The organism is Nonlabens xiamenensis (assembly GCF_003865345.1).
In the GTDB taxonomy this organism is placed as follows: Bacteria; Bacteroidota; Bacteroidia; order Flavobacteriales; family Flavobacteriaceae; genus Nonlabens; species Nonlabens xiamenensis.
Genome location: NZ_RMVE01000001.1, coordinates 1,056,205 through 1,074,929 on the forward strand (window position 1 = coordinate 1,056,205; position 18,725 = coordinate 1,074,929).

At 39.8% G+C, this 18,725-nt stretch carries 21 protein-coding genes and 1 tRNA gene; 11 read left to right on the forward strand and 11 right to left on the reverse strand.

Annotated features, from left to right (window positions below):
• Positions 1-85: 85 nt before the first annotated feature.
• On the reverse strand, positions 86-529 hold the full coding sequence (locus EGM47_RS04670) for a DUF1569 domain-containing protein (RefSeq protein WP_124979576.1): 444 nt from the start codon (positions 527-529) through the stop codon (positions 86-88).
• A gap of 16 nt (positions 530-545) precedes the next feature.
• Positions 546-1,862 (reverse strand): exo-beta-N-acetylmuramidase NamZ family protein, encoded by a 1,317-nt coding sequence (locus EGM47_RS04675; protein WP_124979577.1) that lies wholly within the window; start codon positions 1,860-1,862, stop codon positions 546-548.
• On the opposite strand from EGM47_RS04675, the gene EGM47_RS04680 reads away from it, so the two are divergent.
• The 4 genes from EGM47_RS04680 (at position 1,813) to EGM47_RS04695 (ending at position 5,747) form a co-directional block, all read left to right on the forward strand.
• Positions 1,813-3,078 carry an ABC transporter permease gene (locus tag EGM47_RS04680; protein ID WP_240642232.1) on the forward strand — a complete coding sequence of 422 codons (1,266 nt, stop codon included), beginning with the start codon at positions 1,813-1,815 and terminating at the stop codon, positions 3,076-3,078. The two genes, EGM47_RS04675 and EGM47_RS04680, sit on opposite strands and share 50 nt — an antisense overlap.
• Before the next feature lie 778 nt (positions 3,079-3,856).
• A complete protein-coding gene (locus tag EGM47_RS04685) occupies positions 3,857-4,252 on the forward strand; it encodes a hypothetical protein (RefSeq protein WP_124979578.1) in 396 nt (131 codons plus the stop codon).
• 47 nt (positions 4,253-4,299) lie between these two features.
• A complete protein-coding gene (locus EGM47_RS04690; RefSeq protein ID WP_124979579.1) occupies positions 4,300-5,433 on the forward strand; it encodes an RHS repeat-associated core domain-containing protein in 1,134 nt (377 codons plus the stop codon).
• A gap of 53 nt (positions 5,434-5,486) precedes the next feature.
• Entirely contained in the window at positions 5,487-5,747 is a 261-nt protein-coding gene (locus EGM47_RS04695) for a hypothetical protein (protein WP_124979580.1), read from the forward strand.
• Between the two features lie 12 nt (positions 5,748-5,759).
• On the opposite strand, the gene EGM47_RS04700 is transcribed toward EGM47_RS04695, so the two are convergent.
• Positions 5,760-5,996, reverse strand: coding sequence for a hypothetical protein (locus tag EGM47_RS04700; protein ID WP_124979581.1), 237 nt, complete (start codon positions 5,994-5,996; stop codon positions 5,760-5,762).
• 174 nt (positions 5,997-6,170) lie between these two features.
• Here EGM47_RS04700 and EGM47_RS04705 point away from each other — a divergent pair, with 174 nt between their 5' ends.
• The 6 genes from EGM47_RS04705 to EGM47_RS04730 all read left to right on the forward strand — a co-directional run bounded on the left by EGM47_RS04705 (position 6,171) and on the right by EGM47_RS04730 (position 8,596).
• The gene (locus tag EGM47_RS04705; RefSeq protein WP_124979582.1) at positions 6,171-6,401 is read left to right on the forward strand and encodes a hypothetical protein; all 231 of its coding nucleotides are present in this window, start codon (positions 6,171-6,173) and stop codon (positions 6,399-6,401) included.
• Positions 6,402-6,426: 25 nt separating this feature from the next.
• Positions 6,427-6,900, forward strand: coding sequence for a hypothetical protein (locus EGM47_RS04710; protein WP_124979583.1), 474 nt, complete (start codon positions 6,427-6,429; stop codon positions 6,898-6,900).
• A gap of 160 nt (positions 6,901-7,060) precedes the next feature.
• A complete protein-coding gene (locus tag EGM47_RS04715) occupies positions 7,061-7,474 on the forward strand; it encodes a hypothetical protein (RefSeq protein WP_124979584.1) in 414 nt (137 codons plus the stop codon).
• A gap of 233 nt (positions 7,475-7,707) precedes the next feature.
• Positions 7,708-7,983 carry a hypothetical protein gene (locus EGM47_RS04720; RefSeq protein ID WP_124979585.1) on the forward strand — a complete coding sequence of 92 codons (276 nt, stop codon included), beginning with the start codon at positions 7,708-7,710 and terminating at the stop codon, positions 7,981-7,983.
• A 45-nt stretch (positions 7,984-8,028) separates the two neighbouring features.
• Positions 8,029-8,259 (forward strand): hypothetical protein, encoded by a 231-nt coding sequence (locus tag EGM47_RS04725; protein WP_124979586.1) that lies wholly within the window; start codon positions 8,029-8,031, stop codon positions 8,257-8,259.
• On the forward strand, positions 8,234-8,596 hold the full coding sequence (locus EGM47_RS04730; protein ID WP_124979587.1) for a hypothetical protein: 363 nt from the start codon (positions 8,234-8,236) through the stop codon (positions 8,594-8,596). The genes EGM47_RS04725 and EGM47_RS04730 overlap by 26 nt, the downstream gene beginning before the upstream one ends.
• A gap of 962 nt (positions 8,597-9,558) precedes the next feature.
• Here EGM47_RS04730 and EGM47_RS04735 read toward each other — a convergent pair.
• Positions 9,559-9,774 carry a hypothetical protein gene (locus EGM47_RS04735; RefSeq protein ID WP_124979588.1) on the reverse strand — a complete coding sequence of 72 codons (216 nt, stop codon included), beginning with the start codon at positions 9,772-9,774 and terminating at the stop codon, positions 9,559-9,561.
• Between the two features lie 382 nt (positions 9,775-10,156).
• Positions 10,157-10,231 (reverse strand) — tRNA-Val (locus tag EGM47_RS04740).
• Between the two features lie 209 nt (positions 10,232-10,440).
• Here EGM47_RS04740 and EGM47_RS04745 point away from each other — a divergent pair.
• Positions 10,441-12,672 (forward strand): penicillin-binding protein 1A, encoded by a 2,232-nt coding sequence (locus tag EGM47_RS04745; RefSeq protein ID WP_124979589.1) that lies wholly within the window; start codon positions 10,441-10,443, stop codon positions 12,670-12,672.
• Here EGM47_RS04745 and EGM47_RS04750 read toward each other — a convergent pair whose 3' ends face one another.
• From EGM47_RS04750 to EGM47_RS04775, 6 genes are all read right to left on the reverse strand, one after another.
• Complete coding sequence (locus EGM47_RS04750) at positions 12,673-13,890, reverse strand: bifunctional folylpolyglutamate synthase/dihydrofolate synthase (RefSeq protein WP_124979590.1); 1,218 nt, start codon at positions 13,888-13,890, stop codon at positions 12,673-12,675.
• Between the two features lie 2 nt (positions 13,891-13,892).
• Positions 13,893-14,705 carry a TonB family protein gene (locus EGM47_RS04755; RefSeq protein WP_124979591.1) on the reverse strand — a complete coding sequence of 271 codons (813 nt, stop codon included), beginning with the start codon at positions 14,703-14,705 and terminating at the stop codon, positions 13,893-13,895.
• A 4-nt stretch (positions 14,706-14,709) separates the two neighbouring features.
• Positions 14,710-15,102, reverse strand: coding sequence for an ExbD/TolR family protein (locus EGM47_RS04760; RefSeq protein WP_124979592.1), 393 nt, complete (start codon positions 15,100-15,102; stop codon positions 14,710-14,712).
• A gap of 2 nt (positions 15,103-15,104) precedes the next feature.
• Positions 15,105-15,800: a MotA/TolQ/ExbB proton channel family protein gene (locus EGM47_RS04765; RefSeq protein ID WP_124979593.1), complete on the reverse strand. Its 696-nt coding sequence runs from the start codon at positions 15,798-15,800 to the stop codon at positions 15,105-15,107.
• A gap of 125 nt (positions 15,801-15,925) precedes the next feature.
• Complete coding sequence (locus EGM47_RS04770; RefSeq protein WP_124979594.1) at positions 15,926-17,455, reverse strand: Na(+)/H(+) antiporter NhaB; 1,530 nt, start codon at positions 17,453-17,455, stop codon at positions 15,926-15,928.
• The gene (locus tag EGM47_RS04775; RefSeq protein WP_124979595.1) at positions 17,455-18,681 is read right to left on the reverse strand and encodes a Glu/Leu/Phe/Val dehydrogenase dimerization domain-containing protein; all 1,227 of its coding nucleotides are present in this window, start codon (positions 18,679-18,681) and stop codon (positions 17,455-17,457) included. The genes EGM47_RS04770 and EGM47_RS04775 overlap by 1 nt, the downstream gene beginning before the upstream one ends.
• Positions 18,682-18,725: the final 44 nt, after the last annotated feature.

Here is an 18,725-nt window from a genome sequence, read left to right on the forward strand (position 1 = left end):
GCATTCAGCCATGGGATTAGTCTTTGTTAGTCAAAGCTTCAGGTAATAAATTCGATGTCCTTCAATGGGTAACCAAATAGTAGAATTAAACCCCAAATTGTCTAAAATGATGGTCCAGGTGCTTGTATTGCATGACGCCCCATTGTTCTTTTGTAAATGAACCGAATACCGGATGTGGTCGTCTATTAGTGTTGTCTCGATCGTACCAGAGTTCCTGCATCCACTGGTCCAACTTTTCTTTTTCACTTTCAAAATCCTTCTTTTTATCTACGACAAAACTGGGAACTGTTGGCGAATTTTTATGGTAGGGACGTGGACTGTACAGCATTTTCTTAAAAAAGAACTTGATCAGCCAGTTGGGTTTTAATTTCATTTTTTCTTTTCCCAGCGCAATCTGCAGTGGGTATTGGCAGTGCTTAAGCATTTGAGCAGCATCCATTTTACCCCATTGGGCCGTTGCATTGGGTCGCAAGATTTGCAATCTTTCCCGTAAATCTTCATAGGTGTGTTGGTCAAAAAAAGAGGGCATGGTCAGGTAGTTTTAATTAATCGTATAGCAGATATTTTTGTCTCATGAATAAATAATCTTTGATCCCAGCTTCCCAGGTAGCGCTAATTTCACCAGCGGTCATTCCGCTTTCGATCTGTTTTCTCAATTGTTCAGTACCGGCTAGCTTGGTAAAGAAGGAATTGAAAAAGTTGGTTTTAGTCGGCGCTTTCGCGAAAGCGTCCACTACAAAATCCAAAATCAATTTTTCTAACTTGGGGTGTTCCCTTAAATCCACACCATAACATTTTTTACCATTAAATTTTGGCCTTTTTGCGCCAAGGTTTGGCGATGGTGTAAAAGCAAAACCATCGTACCGCACCAGCGAGGGCGAGCCGTATACCTGAAACTGCATGTCGGTGCCACGACCTACACTCACATCAGTGCCTTCAAAGAAGCAGAGGCTAGGGTACAAATTAATTGCCTGATCGTTGGGTAAATTAGGGGATGGCGGGATAGGAATGCTATATGGAGTTTGGTGATTGTAATTCTCGCATTTGATCACCTGTAATTCTGGTTGCAGACCACCTTCCAACCATTTTTCTCCCTTAATCATTTGGGCGTATTCTCCCATGGTCATACCATGTACCACAGGAACCGGGTGCATGCCTACAAAACTTTGGTGTTCTTTTTCCAGAATCGGCCCATCCACATAATGACCATTGGGATTGGGGCGATCCAAAACAATCACTTTTTTGCCGTATTGTGCCGCGGCTTCCATCACATAATGCAGGGTGGAGATATAAGTATAAAATCTAGCACCTACATCCTGAATATCAAACAGAATCACATCAACATCCTCCAATTGCTCTCTGGTGGGTTTTTTATTGTTACCGTACAGGGAGATGATGGCAAGACCAGTTTTCTCGTCCACGCCATCGCTTACTTTGGCTCCGGCATCGGCGGTTCCTCTAAAACCATGTTCCGGTGCAAATACCCTGCGGATATCCACCTTGTAGCTGAGTAATGTATCTACCAAATGCGTGAATCGCAATTGAGGACTTTTATTCCAGGAATCAAACCTGATGGTATCACCAGTTTGTACGACACTGGTTTGATTGCCTACGATGGCCACACGTTTACCCCTTAAATCAGCCACCCATTTTCCAATGAGATCGGCTGCCGGAACTGGTGTATTATTCTTGGTATCCAACACAATTTCATTGGCGCTGGCATACACTTGAGGGTCCCTGGAGCTTATCGTATGCGTATCCTGAACCCTTCCATTGGAATTGCAGGCTGTACAGCAACCAACACAGGCGATTATGGTATATTTGAACAGAGAAAAGGAAAATGTGAATCTAGAGTATTTCATTGCTAAAAGGGTACGTAGTAGTACGAACTATAAAAATAGCGTAAGTGCACCGATAATTAAAATCGCGATTGCTGCCATTGCCATTGGTGTAGTCGTGATGCTTATTGCGATTGCCACTGGTGTCGGTTTGCAAAAGAAAATCAAGGAAAAGGTCAGCGCCTTCAACGGCCATGTGGGAGTTTCCCTCTTTGATCGCAACAACTCGATTACTACCATTAAACCCATTTCTATTGACCAGGACTTTTATCCTGAATTTACGGCTGTTCCAGAAGTTACCCATATCCAGGCGGTAGCCACAAAAGGCGGGATGATCCGTACTTCAACCGATTTTGAAGGTATCATCTTTAAAGGTGTCGGTACAGATTATCGTTGGGAATATTTTGCCGACTTTATTATTGAGGGCCGTGTTCCCGAAATTAATCAGGAAGACATCGGTAAAGAAATTCTGATCTCAGATGAAATTGCTGCCAGGTTACAATTAAAGGTAGGAGACAAGGCGCCTACTTATTTTATGAAAGCTAATGGGCAAGAACCAACCGCCAAAGGATTTACCATAGCCGGTATTTACGACAGCGGTCTGGAAGAATACGATAGTAAATTTATCATAGGAGATATTAAAAATGTACAACGTATCAATCAATGGGCGCCTGATCAAGTGGGGAAATTTGAAATATTTATTGAAGATTTTGATGAATTAAATGCGGTCGGAGAGCGAATCCAAATGAATACACCCTCTAACATGAATGCGATGACCATCGAACAAGAGTTGCCAGCGATTTTCCAATGGTTGGCTTTGTTGGATGGTAATATTTTTGGAATTATTGGTATCATTCTTATCGTGGGAATCATCAATATGATTACCGCATTATTAGTATTGATTCTGGATCGTACCCATATGATAGGCGTACTTAAATCACTGGGTGCAGAAAACTGGATGGTCAGAAAAATATTCTTGTATAATGCGATGAACCTCGTATTCAAAGGTTTGCTTATTGGTAACCTTATCGGTCTGGGATTGATCGCTATTCAGTATTATTTGAGTCCGCTGACGCTGGACCCCCAATCCTACCAGGTTTCTCGTATGCCGGTCTATATCTCATGGTGGCATGTGGTATTGCTCAACGTGGGTACATTTATGGTCTGTTTACTGGCATTGATGGTGCCTTCTTTGATCGTGAGTCGCATCAGTCCAGTAAAGGCGATGAGGTTTGAGTAAAATTTTTGGGTTCTACCCATCCCGATTGCCTGCATCTTTAAGTCATGATCCCCAGTAGTATTTTTCGTTTATTTGGCTCTAGAATCTTTCTGATCCTGCTGGTCAATTTGATCGGTGGTTGAGTTAACAATTTGATATTATTCTTAAGCCAGTTAAATATTGGAGTTATAGATACACCACCATAGGAATTTAGTAATATGTGAGAGGTGTGGCTCTATCATATCTAGAGGATCAGCAAAATTGGTTAAGGCAACTAATATTCCATCCAGGTAAGGCTGGAGCTAGAGAGGCATATGAGTCGTACAATTTTCATTTGAAAATAATTATCCCATGACCACTCTCCTCAATGAAGGAAATAGAGTTGTTCAAGAAGTTGTAAGTGATTTTTAGAAGCGTCTTAAGATGACTAATATGGATATGAAAACCTTCATTAAAGACAACAAAAATGAATTTAAAGGTGGGTATGAATTTGGTCCAGACCACGCTGTTAGTGAAAGTGGTTGGTATGATGGACTGTAGGAGTCGGGTTAAGAGTACCTAGAAGCTATTACAGAGGACCCTCTCGCAATCGTGATTGGTGGTATGATTTATTTAATGACGCTGACCCTTGATACTAATGGTGCAATCAATGGTTTTGATACTGAATTATCAAACATTTCAGGTAAACGATCATTACTCCTTCATCAAGCTACTGACTTAGTGGGTCTAGATAATCAAAACGTACCATAATCTAATAAAATGCAAATATTTGGACTTCATATAACAATAGATCAATACAATGAAAATAAAGAAAAACCTTAAATTCCTTTCATCACTTGCATCGGTTAGCCTGCTACTACTGTATAGTTGTAACAATTGTCCAGTAGAAAAACAAGACATAAATTTTGGGTATTATCAATCAAATAGCGTCGAAGATGATTATATAAAACTTTTACCAGATAGTAATTACATTCATATTGTTAAAAGCGTTAATTACAAAAAATCTGGACGTTGGATTAAAGGCGAAAATTGTACAATTTATTTAGAACAGTTTAGTCAGGTCATAAATAAATTTGATACGACCATTATAGACTCTTCCAAAGTAGGTTCGCATAGTTTTTTTCTTACCACAGTAGGATTAGAAACACCTGAGATTTACGAGAGTTATGAGTATATTGGAAATGAAATGAAATAAAAGATAATTCTATGTATAGATTGCTATACTGCAGTTAGAAATATTTTATGATATATACTTTTCCCAGCTGGCGAGAGCGTCTCTTTCGTGTTTCAACAATAGTTGCTCCTTCTCCAGATCCCAATTACTTTAAACCGGACGTTTTTGCCTGTAATGATTATGATCCTTACGGGATGTTACTTAATAACAGGCATGGTAGTGTGGATTCTGACGTGTATCGTTATGGCTTCCAAGGTCAAGAACGTGATGATGAAGTGAATGGTGAAGGGAATAGTTATAATTATACCATTAGGATGCATGATCCTAGGTTGGGTAGATTTTTTGCGGTGGATCCTTTGGATGCTAAATATCTTTGGTATACACCATATCAGTTCAGCGGAAATAGACCTATCGATAAAATAGAGCTTGAAGGTTTTGAAACAGCAGAGCATGGGAGCAACGTAGATCCGTATGATCAAGGTGTTAAACCACCAGGTTATGGTGGGGCAACTTTTGATGTACCTTCTAATGCTGTTCAACTAAACGACTCAAATGGTACCACACTTGGGATAATAGCATATAATAGGTTATTTACTTGGGAAGACTCTGACAAACAAACTGGTTTTGTTGATTCAAACGGTAAACATCTTTTTTACTATCAAAGGGATAATGAACGAAAAAATGAAGATGATTGGTTAACATATAATATTTGGAAACTATCAAATGAATCAGGAGGTGATATATTAGATTTAGCTGCTAATCCAGTACAGCATGGTAAAGACACTTGGAATGCGTTAAAGAATATTCATATAAGCTCTACATTAGATGCTATTGAATCTATGGGTGATGAAGAAGCGCCAGCTTTTGGAACTGCCATGGTGTACGGCATGATGAGTCGAAACCCCAAAAGATCTTTATGGACCTTAGGGAAATTGGGTGATAGAATTAAAAATGCAAGACATCGCTTTAAGCTACATGGGGCTGAGTTTCCTGATATACCAAACGCTACTCAATATGTACAAAGAGCAGCTAACTTTCTTACTAATCCGCCTAAAGTAGCTAAGTTTAAGATTACTAAAAAAGGTGATATAAGAATTTGGGATCCAGATTCGGGTATATTTGGTTCGTATGACTCAACGGGAACACCTAAAACTTTTTTTAAACCTAATCCAAAAACAGCATCAAACCCTAGAGGACATTAATTTAATAGCAATCAAGAATATTGGGACGCTCAAGCAGAAAGAGAATTTTAACTATGAGTAAGGAAGAATATAAGTGCAGGTGTTGTGGTTTAAAATACACCGAGCCTACATGGTATGACAAAAATGATGCGTCATTTGATATTTGTATATGTTGTGGTGTTGAATTTGGTGTTCAAGACACACATATTAAAAGCGTTCGAGAATATCGACTAGATTGGTTGCAATCTGGCGCTGAATGGTTTGTTAGAGAAAGTATGCCTAAAGAATGGGAAGTTTTCGATCAATTAAAAAATATTGAATCAAAATGGTTTTAATAACTTAGAAAATTAAGAATACGCCAATCTAGCTTTAGTATCTCTAGTAATGGCATCGAGAGCGTATAAGATGTGTTTGTGGTCTTCTTCAGGGAACTTTTGTATAGTGATGACACGATTAGAAATATCTTCATCAATAAGCAGTTCAGTTTTACCTACGAGATAATCTAGGGAAATATTAAATATATCAGCCAGTGTAATGGCTACCCAGCTGGCGCGAGCGTATCGCTCGTGACCAAGAGTAAACAAGGAGTGCCAAATAAAAGGAAAGCTATTGATGGTTTTCCTTTTTTAAGGGAAAGAATATTAGATTTTAATCTTTTATCCCGATGGTATCGATATTGACTCAATTGCTTGTATTTTAAGCTTTCGCGAAAGCGGTAAAATCGTTCTTTTAAATAGATCAAGTACACTTTCTATGGGATGTTCTCAAATAATAATCCGATTGCAATAATTGATGTTGGCGGAGAATTTCCTCATCCATTTTGGATGATTCCTTACATAAGGAAGCATGTCACCTCTAGAGAAGCTGCAATAAGGAGAGCAGATTCAAAGGGTCTTGAAGGTAAAGTGAGAGAAAAATTCATGTGGAAAGTAGGGTGTAATGATGGGGCTCTTAGTGTTTACGATCCAGATGAGCTTCAAAAGTCCTAAAAGAATTGCTGAAAGAAGAATAAAGATGCTGAAAGAACAAATTATACAAGGTCATTGGTTGTCAAAATCATCGGATGGCTCGAGGTTTAACGCATTACCGAGACTAATAGGTGATGAATTTGTCAATAAAGATGACTATAAATCTATTTCCATCGATCGTAATAGAGTAGAGACCTCTGCTGAAATTGAAATTTATGGTAAAGAAATGAATGTCAGTTTTAATTATTATAATAAACTTAATTTAGGCGATACGTCTGTTGACAAATCAGAGTTTCTTCACGGTGCTGATATTTCAAAACCTTATAGTGATTCACAAAATCAATCAGGTTTCTTTGTGCAACTATTGTCAGGTAAAAGAACAGCTCTTTTAATAGATGTGATAACTAGTGAGAATTTGAAATTGATAATGGATGAATTTAATAAGAAAACAGGAGGTCACTGTAATCACAAAGCAGTTCCTTTTGTTAAGTTTACAAGAGAAATTAAACAACTTCACTGAGGTATGTCAAGTGCTTAGGGTAAATATCCAGCAGTATACAATGATGAGGAATTTTCTCAAGATAAAAAGGAAAAACTCAAATCAAGTTACGATCAACTTAGAAAAAAGTTTGAAAAGGATAGTAAAAAATAGCAAAAGTTGAGAAAAATTTATATCGAAGATGATTAAAATATGTTTTAGTACGATTATCATATTATTTATAATCAGTTGTAAATCTATCAATTGTAATGAAGAGAATTCAATTGAGGAAAATATTATTTCTTATAAATGCTCCTATCTAAAAAGACAAGATGAATATGTAATATTTTTAAATGATAACCTTTTTGTTTTTAGTCCTAAATCCTCTAAGGAAAGTATTCTTAATAGTTTAAAGGGTCAAGGAGGTTATGATCTACAGATAGAATACATATCAGGCTTTTTAGAGTATATAAAAGACAAGGATATATGCTTTGAACTTACCGAAGTAATTGAAATGGACTTACCTGATTATGATTTAGTGCCTTTGCCAGGAGAGGAAAACTATAAATATATAGGTAACGCTTCGAATCGTATTTTACCAGAAAATTGTAAATGAGATTTAACACCTTCTACCGGTGCAATTATTCTATTTACAAAGATCGTAGGTTATAAAACGGCCAAGCTTACATATATGCAGCAAACTAATCTTGATCATGATGATCCAGTATATATGGATAAATATACCATCAATGATTACAATTGAAAAAATCCTAGAGCCGTAGCGATTTTAGATTTTATTTTTAATGATCCTGAACCTCTTCTTGCAGGGGACACAAATAAAGGATAATTTTGTTTGAAAATTTCATTTTGCTTGTAATTTACAATTGGCTTTATTCAGTTTGCTTTTATCTAATAATTAGACTTTTATTTAAAAACATAGAGGATATCACACCTGGGGATAAGATTTTGAGTTTTACTATGGATTCAATGGCTTTTGAGAAAGATTTGGTTGTTGGAATACCTAATAAAATCAAGAAATACAAGAATATCAAAGTTATTTTTGAGGATGGAACTTTTATTGAGTGCTTGCCAGCTCATCCAATCTGGGTAAAAGGAAAAGGGTAGTTAGTATTCAGCCAAAGAGAAGCTCAAAAAGAGTTTAAATTTGATGTGAACATTATTGAAAGTAATGATGTTGTTCTCAAAAATATTGAAAGTGTTTTAACTGATTTACGAATAGTTGGAATAGTCGATATTAATTCTCAAGATATGAATGGTACAGCTAGAGCGAAAGAGGGTAGTACCAATAATAATAATGGTGAGTCACAAAATCATGATTCACAAAGTCAAGAAGCTAAAAATAATGGAGGATCATATGATTTTAAAAAACTTACTATATGAATTTTCTTCTAATGGAGATATTGACTTATTTATTTTATTGGAAAATGAAATTTTATCAATAAAAGATTTGAAGTTGTCTAGGAAAAAATATGGAGAGGATTTAACAATCTTTAAGCAATATGAACCAATAAAAAATAAGGTTGGGTCAATTATTGAAGAAATTAAAGTTGATTGGTACGAAAGAGATTTAAGAATAAAACTATCAGATGGTAGTTTTATAACATTATTTCGTTATTCTGAAAATGAATACATGCTAGATATTTTTGAAAAATCCGAAATTGATGAAGATTTTATTGATGCATTTGAAAATGATTCTGATAGCATATTTGAAGATTAAAACTAGCTAATGTCCTAAAATGGTACTTGTAGAAAATGATTAATAATATATGTTGAATATCAATAATTTATGAATCCGACGATCCACGTCGCGCGCGATTGCATCGCTATTGTTTTAATATGGCATTTGCAATGCAAATGAATAATATAGAGAAGTCTTTACAGCTATGTAAGAGCTTTTTTCCTCACCTCTTATCCTCGCCTGCTGGCGCTAGAATGATAGCTAGTGCTAGTTTGGCATTGGTACCGAGTATGAGTAATAAGAGTATTTAATAGAAGTTTTTGTAGCGATATAAGAGCGTTTTTTCCTCACCTCTTATCCTTTCCAAAGAAGAGGAAGATACTGTAGTGGGATGAAAAATATTTTGAGATAAAGTAAAAGTGAAGTTAGAGATGGCTTCCGTTTTATTTTTATTAGAGAGTTATTGATTTGATGACACAGACTACATGCGTTTTTCCATTTTTTTTACTTTTAGTGCTTTTTGCAGATGTAATCCCCTAATATATTGAGAAAGCTCTATAGGTTTTCCTTGATCAAAAATGGTGGATACTATCAGTTTGATGAGGTTATTATAAATAATGAGAGCTCTAACGAAAATAATGGAGGATAATTTCTAAATAAAATTATGATACTGAAAAGAATATTAAATTTTATATTAAAACTACTTTTTTTAGCTTGGACACTAATCTCTTTAAATTTAATATATTATTCTATAGAACAACCAAATGTTACTCATTCACAAAAATATAATGTAGCCTCGTTATTATGGTTTTTATTAATGTTTTTTTCGGGTTTGATAATCTTGTATCTAAATCTCAATTTTAAACAATTAAAAAAAATATTAATTATAATTTACTTAATTATAATTGCATTATTAGGATTTAGTCTTGTTTAAGCTCTATCAGTTTAAACATTTACAATATTGACAAGCCTTTACAGCAAAGTAGAGGCTTTTTTATACGCTAAATCGCCCTCAACTTAGCCGCTTTAAGAAGATTGTCTAGCGCATAGAGAATCCCATTTTTATTCTCGTTAGCTAAGCTTTCAATATCCTGCCATCGTTTAAGCATTGCAGGATCTTTAAGCAATTTACTATCCTTATTTTCTCCAAGTAGATAACCTACGGTGGTGTCTAATAAATTAGCCAGTTTTACCGCAGCTTCTATACTAGGCGTCATTTCTTCACGCTCATACTTTCCTGTTATATGTTGATGAACATCTACTTTTTTAGCAAGTTACCGCTCCCGAAGCGCAAAAAAAATCCCTTCTCGATGAGAAGGGATTGTCGTTGTGGGCGCGAAGAGGACCGAACGTTCAATGGGGTGCCCCAAGGCACGCCATTAGTGAGGGGCCAGGCGGTGCGTTGGCTGTTCGAATCCCGAAGCGCAAAAAAAATCCCTTCTCGATGAGAAGGGATTGTCGTTGTGGGCGCGAAGAGGACCGAACGTGTAATGGGGTGCCCCAAAGGCACGCCATTAGTGAGGGGCCAGGGGGTGCGTTGGCTGTTCGAATCCCGAAGCGCAAAAAAAATCCCTTCTCGATGAGAAGGGATTGTCGTTGTGGGCGCGAAGGGATTCGAACCCCTGACCCCTTGGGTGTAAACCAAGTGCTCTGAACCAACTGAGCTACGCGCCCGATATAATTTAAAGTCATTTTGACTTTTACTTATCCAGGAACTGATTCCTGTCTTAGCGGGTGCAAATATACTATGGATTTGTAAATGCGCAAACATAAATTGAAAATAAATCAAAATAATTAGCTTCCGTTATATCATAGCCGCTAAAGTTGCGTTAATCCACCAGTACCTCAAAAAGACATTGTGTTTTTTTGCAGTCAGATTTTTTATGAAACCATCCCTTAAAAATAAACTCATCAGCATCGGGAGGTGGCTAGGCATCGTATTGGGTGCCGGTTTCCTGCTGTTGGTTTTGTTCATCGGCACTGTGTATATAGGTTGGTGGGGTAAACTACCGGCCAAAAAAGAACTAAGCCAACTCTCCCTATACAAAGCTTCAGAAATCTACGATGCAAAAAATCGACTGATCGGTAAATTCTATATTGAAAATCGGCAGCCGGTGGCATTAGATAGCTTACCAGATCATCTTATGCAAGCTTTAATCGCAACAGAAGATGCCAGATTTTATAAGCACTCAGGTGTAGATTACCGCAGTATGGGCAGGGTGTTTTTTAAATCCCTTTTACTTCAAGATAAATCTGCTGGAGGGGGAAGTACTTTGACCCAACAATTGGCCAAAAACCTATTCGCGCGACAGAATCAAGGTGTTTTTACACTGCCGGTGGCCAAAACCAAGGAAATCATCATCGCTAATCGCTTAGAAGCAATCTATACCAAGCCGGAGATACTCGAATTATACCTCAATACGGTTCCATTTAGCGGGAACACCCATGGTATAGAGAGCGCTTCTCGTAAATTCTTTAACAAGCCAGCAAGTCAGCTCAGTCCTAGTGAAGCCGCTACTTTAATCGGAACGCTTAAAGCCACTTCTTATTATCATCCTAAGCAACATCCGCAGCGGGCCACGGAACGACGTAATTTGGTATTGTCCCAAATGGCTAAATACAACTATTTGACTGCCGATTCATTGAAACTGTTCCAAACCGATTCACTGCAATTGGATTATGCCAAATTTGATGAACAGTCGGGTATCGCCCCTTATTTTAGAGAGCGCTTGAGGCAAGAGCTACTTACCTGGTGCAAAGAAAACAGCACCGACGAGCATCCGCTGAACTTGTATACCAGCGGACTCAAAATTTACACGACGCTGGATAAGGATCTTCAAACTTATGCAGAACAGGCAACGACCGAGCATTTGAAAAATCTTCAACCACAGATGGAGGCAGAATATGGTGATCATGCTCCCTGGGGTGATACAGGCGCAGCTTATCTCCAGGCCATGAAAAAGTCTGACCGCTATCAAAAGTTAAAAACTAATTCCCTGGACCATCAGAGAATACTGGACTCTTTGTCTCAAACGCCTTCTGAATTAGTCGTCGAGGGCACGCCTTTATCAGTGACCGACAGTCTTAAGCACCGACTAAAAAGTATCAGCACAGGAAGTCTGGTTTTGGATAACAATGGCGCGGTCAAAGCCTACGTGGGAGGTGCTGATTTTAGCCAGGTCAAATATGACCACACCAACAGCAAGCGGCAAGTAGGTTCGACCTTTAAGCCTATAGTGTACACGGCTGGATTGGAAAAAGGGATGACGCCTTGTAGTTATATTTCGGCCAGAGAAGTGGCCTATGAAAATCACAAGGATTGGAGTCCGTCCAATTCAGGAGATATTGACGAGCGATACATGAACTATAGTTTAAAAGAAGCCTTGACCCATTCCATCAATACAATTTCAGTCAAGGTGCTGGAAAAAACAGGTATTGATGAGGTAGTATCGCTTTCGCGAAAGCTCAACATTAACAATGAAATTCCCAAAGTGCCATCTCTGGCCTTAGGTACCGCAGAGCTGAGTATTGCCGAAATGGCAGGAGCCTACACTGCATTTATCAACGATCAGCGGCCTGTCAAGCCTTACTACCTCCTCAAAATAACAGATGCTGATGACCATCTGATTGAGGAATGGAAAAAGCCCGAGGTAATGGAGCCTGCCTTTTCTGCTACTACACGACAGCAAATGATTGCAATGATGGAATCTGTGGTCGATCGTGGAACGGCTACCAGAATGAGATCAGTGTACGGCTTGCGTAATGATATCGCTGGAAAGACAGGAACAACCCAGTCCAATAAGGACGCCTGGTTTATGGCAGTGACTCCTCAACTGGTGGTGGCCACTTGGGTGGGCTTTGACGATCACCGCATTGGTTTTAAGTCTACCCGGGTAGGGCAAGGTGCTAACGCAGCTCTTCCCATTTCGGCCAAGCTTTTGCAAAAAATGAATGCTGATCCAGCTATGAAACCTTATACCAGTGCGCGTTTTCCACAGGCGAGTGACCAGGTGCTCAGTTCGCTGGAATGTGAACCTACCAAAAGGGATGGCTTTTTTAAACGCTTGTTTACTAATCCAGATAAGAAAAAGAAACGCAGATTCAAAGGCGGTTAATTACACCACTTCTGCAACGGTGAATGTGCTGCCGCCCACGTAGATCAAATCACGAGGACCAGCTGCCTTACTGGCTGCTTGAAGGGCTGATTGTACACTGCGGTAGGTATCTCCCTTGAGCCCATGTGATAGCGCCGCTTCGGATAATTTTTCGGCCTCCAAACCTCTGGGAATATCCGGTCGGCAGAAATAATACATCCCGTTACGAGGAAATAGGGGTAAGATCGCATCCAAATCTTTATCGTTGACCACACCCAATACCAAGTGTAATTGATGATAATCTTCCTCTTGCAATTGTCGCATGACTTGTTGTAGACCTTCTTTGTTGTGAGCGGTATCGCAAACCGTATTTGGCGCGTGGGAAAGCCATTGCCATCTGCCCATCAATCCGGTATTTTTGACAACACTGGACAATCCTTTTTCGATATGAGTTTCCTCAATTTCCCATCCATCATTTTTTAAGATTTCCAAGGTCACAAATGCTGTTCTGGCGTTATATTTTTGATAAGATCCCTTTAAATCAAGTGAATGAGGGTAGAAGGGAGCTGCTTCCGCGAAATGTATAGGTGCTTTTCGTTCATTGGCTATATGTTCAAAAACAGCTCTGGTTTCAGCTAAGCTTTCACCGATGACCACGGGTATTTCATCTTTGATAATGCCTGCTTTTTCTGCTGCAATGGCTTCCAGGCTATTGCCGAGCATATTCATATGGTCCCAACCTATATTGGTTATGACACTCAGGACAGGGGTAATAATATTGGTGCTGTCCAGGCGGCCGCCCAGGCCTACTTCTATGACGGCTATGTCCACCTCCTGAATAGCAAAATAGTCAAAGGCCATTCCGACCGTCATTTCAAAAAATGACAATTGTTGATGGATAAGAAATTCTTGGTGTTGGTCCACAAAATCGACCACATAATCGGTAGGGCATGGCTGACCGTTAACTTTGATTCTTTCTCTAAAATCTTTGAGGTGGGGGGAAGTGTACAGTCCTACTTTGTAACCTGCTTCCTGAAAAACAGAAGCCAGCATATGGCTGGTAGAACCTTTACCGTTTGTTCCAGCTACATGTATACTTTTGAACTGATGATGTGGATGTCCCAAATAAGCATCCAGGGCATAACTGTTATCGAGTTTGGTTTTGAAAGCAATCGTACCCGATCGTTGGTACATGGGGAGTTGGCGGTAGAGCCAGTCCAGGGTTTGTCGGTAATCCACTGTTATTCTCCCACCTTGAAATTGACTTCTACAAAACCTATCTGAATAGGTTTAGCTTGGGGTGCAGCACTAAATTTATAGGTTTTGGCACTTTTGACCGCTGCACGTTGAAGGCAGTCGGCCATGTTTGTAGAACCTTTGCTGACAGCTTTGGCATTGACGACATTACCGTTACGGTCTACCTGAATTTCTACAATCACACGTCCTGTCTCAAAACAATCTGGGGAGACACCTCGTCCGGCTACTTTTCCGCGTCCAGCGAGACCATAACCCTTACCTCCTGAACCGCTTCCTGGCGCACCATAGTAGGTATTGGCATAAGGATCCCCATTGATATCACCTTTGTTTCCAGGCCCGTCTCCAGGCCCTTCACCGGTATCTGTATCTCCATCAACGGTCTCTGCACCCGTAACACTATTTAAGGCATCTAAAACAGATGAACTGGGTTTCGGCTTTGGTTTTGGTTTTGCTTCCACAGGTTTGTCCACGGGTTTTGTAACTGGATCAGTGTTTTCTGGGTCTGATGGGACACTGGGTGCATCCGTATTGTCCTGCGTCACCACATTATCTACTTGTGGCGTTTCTTGGGTGACTGGTTCTGGATTGGATTCTGGGGTTACCTTGGTGGCTTTGGCTGGTTCTACGGGGCCCGATCCTACCGCCGTATTTCCAAAATTGATCGCGATACCACTTTCTTCAGGTGGTTCGATCACATTAATTAGGGAAACAAATCTGAAAATCAGTACCAATGTAATGATCAACAATACACTGACTGTGGCAGATATTTTCTGTTCTTTGGTTTTTAGGTATCCCATAAGGCTAATTATTACGCACCGCGAGGACAATTTGTACTTTATTCCTGTTGGCTATATCCATGACTTTGACTGAGTAGTCCACCGGTGCATTCTTATCTGATCGCAACATGATGGTCGGCTTATCTTTACCTTTCAATACATCCATGATCCGAGTTTCCAAATCTTCAATGGTAGCCTGCTGGTCATTGACATAATAATCTCCTTCTTCAGAAATGCTTACGGTAACTTTCCCAGTGGTAGAGGTCTTCCCTCCCGCACTAGGAAGTAAAAGATCCAGGGCCTCTGGGGTTATCGATGGTGATGTCAACAAAAAGAATACCAAAAGCAGGAAAACAATGTCAGTCATAGATGACATTGAAAATTCCGGACTTACCTTATTTCTTCCTCTTAGGTTCATATTTATGCGGGTTCGTTCAAGAGGTCAAGGAAGTCGACAGCATTGGCCTCCATCTGGTGTACTACTTTATCTGTTTTGACCACAAGGTGGTTGTATCCGATATAGGCAATGATTCCTACAATAAGCCCTGCTACGGTCGTTATCATTGCGGTATAAATACCTCCGGCCAGATTTCCCATATCAGCACTTCCGCCAGCTTGTGCGAGGGTTCTAAAAGCCAACACCATACCTATTACCGTTCCCAGGAAACCAATCATGGGAGCTGCACCGGCGATAGTGGCGAGGATACTCACGTTCTTTTCCAATTTATAAACTTCTAGCTTTCCGGCATTCTCGATGGCGCTATTAATGTCTTCCAGCGGAGATCCTATACGACTGATTCCTTTTTCAGTCAATCGGGCTACCGGTGAATCTTCTTTTGCACATAACATTCTGGCAGCATCAAGACGGCCATTAGAGACATTATCTTTGATTTGTAGCATAAAGTTACTATCAATCTTTGAACTAGATTTGATCTTCATCAGTCGCTCAAAATAAATGTAAAGCGCAACAAATAATAAAACCGCCAGGATGATGACGATAATAGTTCCAGAAGGCCCACCAGCCTTTATCAATCCGATCAGGGATTCTGATTCCTCGTTGACCAAGGGTTTGGACTGTTCTGCAGCCGCAGCTGTTTCTTGAAGAAGTAGGTTCATTTAAAAATCAATTAATTTCGTTGATAACGCAATTTATGGTGTTTTCATTGTTTAAAGTGGCTGAGCTGTAAAACTTATCAGACTTTCTATCATCAGCCTAACTTTTGATAGACTGTATATCAAGTTTACAAATAATACCAGACACAGGCCAAGCCGACCAGGGTCAATACTATCGTATAAGGAAGTGCCATTTTAACCATGCGGCCGTAGGAGAGATTGATAACTGGTGCCAATGCCGAGGTCAATAAAAACAAAAAGGCAGCTTGTCCATTGGGCGTCGCTACTGATGGAAGGTTTGTTCCCGTATTTATAGCAATGGCCAAGTGCTTATATTGTTCGCTTGTTATACGACCAGCTTCATAGGCCGCACTTACCTCATTAATATAAACGGTGGCCACAAAAACGTTATCCGAGATCATACTCAGAAATCCGTTGGCCAGATAGAAAATGGACGGTTGATTTGCAGGGTCCTGCTCGAGTGCCCATTCAATAATAGGCGCAAACAGATGTTGATCGTGAATCATAGCGACGATCACAAAAAAGACAACGAGCAGGCCGGTAAAAGGCAAAGCTTCTTCAAATGCCTTCCCTAGACTATGCTCATCGGTAATACCCATAAATGCTGTTTGAACGACAATCAAACCCAATCCTATAAAGCCGACTGGCGCAATATGAAGTGCTAGTCCGGCTATCAATAATACAGCGGAAATCGCTTGCACAACCAATCCGTATTTCTCCTTGGCAGTACGTTCTTTGTCACGCTTTACCATCCAACCTTCAATAATCTGGCGAACCACTGGTGGCATCTTTTCACCAAAGCCGAATATTTTAGTGGTTTCCAATAAAACGGTTGTCAATATTCCAGCAACCAATACGGGAAGAGTAATGACGGACATCACTGAGAAAAACTCAATAAAATCCCAATTCATTTTAGTCCCGATCAATAAGTTTTGTGGTTCACCGACGATCGTACAAACACCACCCAACGCGGTTCCTACCACACCATGCATTACCAAACTACGCAGAAAGGAGCGGAATTTCTCCAGGGTTTCACCGCTCAATTGCTTTCTATCGAGTGTATTGTCCCCATCCAAGTCCAAATCACTAGAATGTATTTTGTGGTAGACATTGTAAAAACCAAGCCCCACACTAATCAATACTGCCGTTACTGTAAGAGCATCCAGAAACGCAGAAAGGACTGCACTAATCACTACAAAAACAAGTGATAGCAATAATTTTGATTTGACCTTGGTAAAAAGTTTAACGAAAATGTACATCAACAAAGGCTTCATAAAATAAATCCCCGCTACCATAAAAACCAATAGCAAAATCACTTCTAGATTTTGGGCGACTTCTGCATACACACCACCTAGAACATGATTTCCGGCTTCATCCAAAACCGCTTCATGCGTTTCGTGGTCAATCTTGTACATGGGATGAGTAAGTCCCAGCGCAAGTACCTGGATGGCGAGTAAACCACCAGATTGTAATGGATAACACTTCAGCGCCATGGCCAAACAAAAAATGAATTCGCCAATAAAAATCCACCCCATTGTGGTACCACTCAAAGTGTAGTATCCTACCACATTAAACAATAAAAAGGCGATCATGGTGTATTTAAACCACTTGGGACTATTCCCTAAAAAATATTTCATTAAACAAGTTGTTTTAAGGCAATTTCAAATGCCGTTGAACTAATTTGTGTTTTTGAACTGTTGTTGTTGAAGGTATTTTGGATAGCATTTCTGATCGTCATGCTGGTGTCGTTGAAAATGGCTTCATCAGTCATTTGAACCCGACGTTCCATGAAATAAGCAAAAACCCTGGCCATACCGCAATTGGATATAAAATCAGGGATCAGACTTACTTTTTCATCCGTATGTTCCATAATGGATCCAAAAAAGATTTCTTTATCTGCAAAAGGAACATTGGCACCACAAGAAATTACTTCCAATCCAGAGGCTATCATGGTGTCTATCTGCTCCTGACTAATCAATCGAGAGGCTGCGCAAGGGGCAAAGATTTCTGTCTCCAATTTCCAGATACGTTCATTGATTTCCTGAAACGGAATCATATCCTTAGCTCTTAGCGCATTTCCATCTTTGTTGAGAAAAAGTTCGGTGATCTCTTCAAAGCTAAATCCATCTTTGTTGATCAATCCGCCAGCACGGTCAATGATGCCCACAATTTTGGCCCCCATTTGAGATAAATAAAAAGCAGCTGCGCTACCCACATTCCCAAAACCCTGTACAACGGCTCGTTTACCTTTGACATCTCCTCCGTAGATATCATAGTAGTGTTTAACCGCTTCGGCGACCCCAAATCCAGTAATCATATCGGCAACGGTATATTTTCTGGAAACGTCTGGGGAGAAGCTTGGATTCTCGATTACTTTGATCACCCCTTGACGCAATTGGCCTATGCGATTGATCTTATCTGCTTCGCTAGGTGAAAAATGCCCGTTAAAAACACCTTCCTGTGGATGCCAAACCCCACTTTCTTCAGTGATCGGAATAACTTCATGAATTTCGTCCACATTGAGGTCACCACCAGTTCCGTAATAACTTTTCAGTAGTGGAGAAACCGCTTTGTACCAGCGTTCTAAGACTCCTTTTTTACGCGGATCTTCTGGATCAAAATTAATACCTGATTTGGCTCCGCCTATGGCTGGGCCAGAGACAGTAAATTTGATCTCCATGGTTTTGGCCAGAGAAAGCACCTCATTTTTATCGAGACCACTGCGCATTCGCGTTCCCCCACCTGCAGCACCGCCACGTAAACTGTTAATCACTGTCCATCCCTCGGCATCAGTTTCTGGATCATTCCAGTGGAACACGATCTCGGGATCAGCATTTTCATAACGTTTAAGCAGTTCTTTCATAGCCTTAGGTTAGTTTGCACAAATATAACATTGTCGCCCCTGTA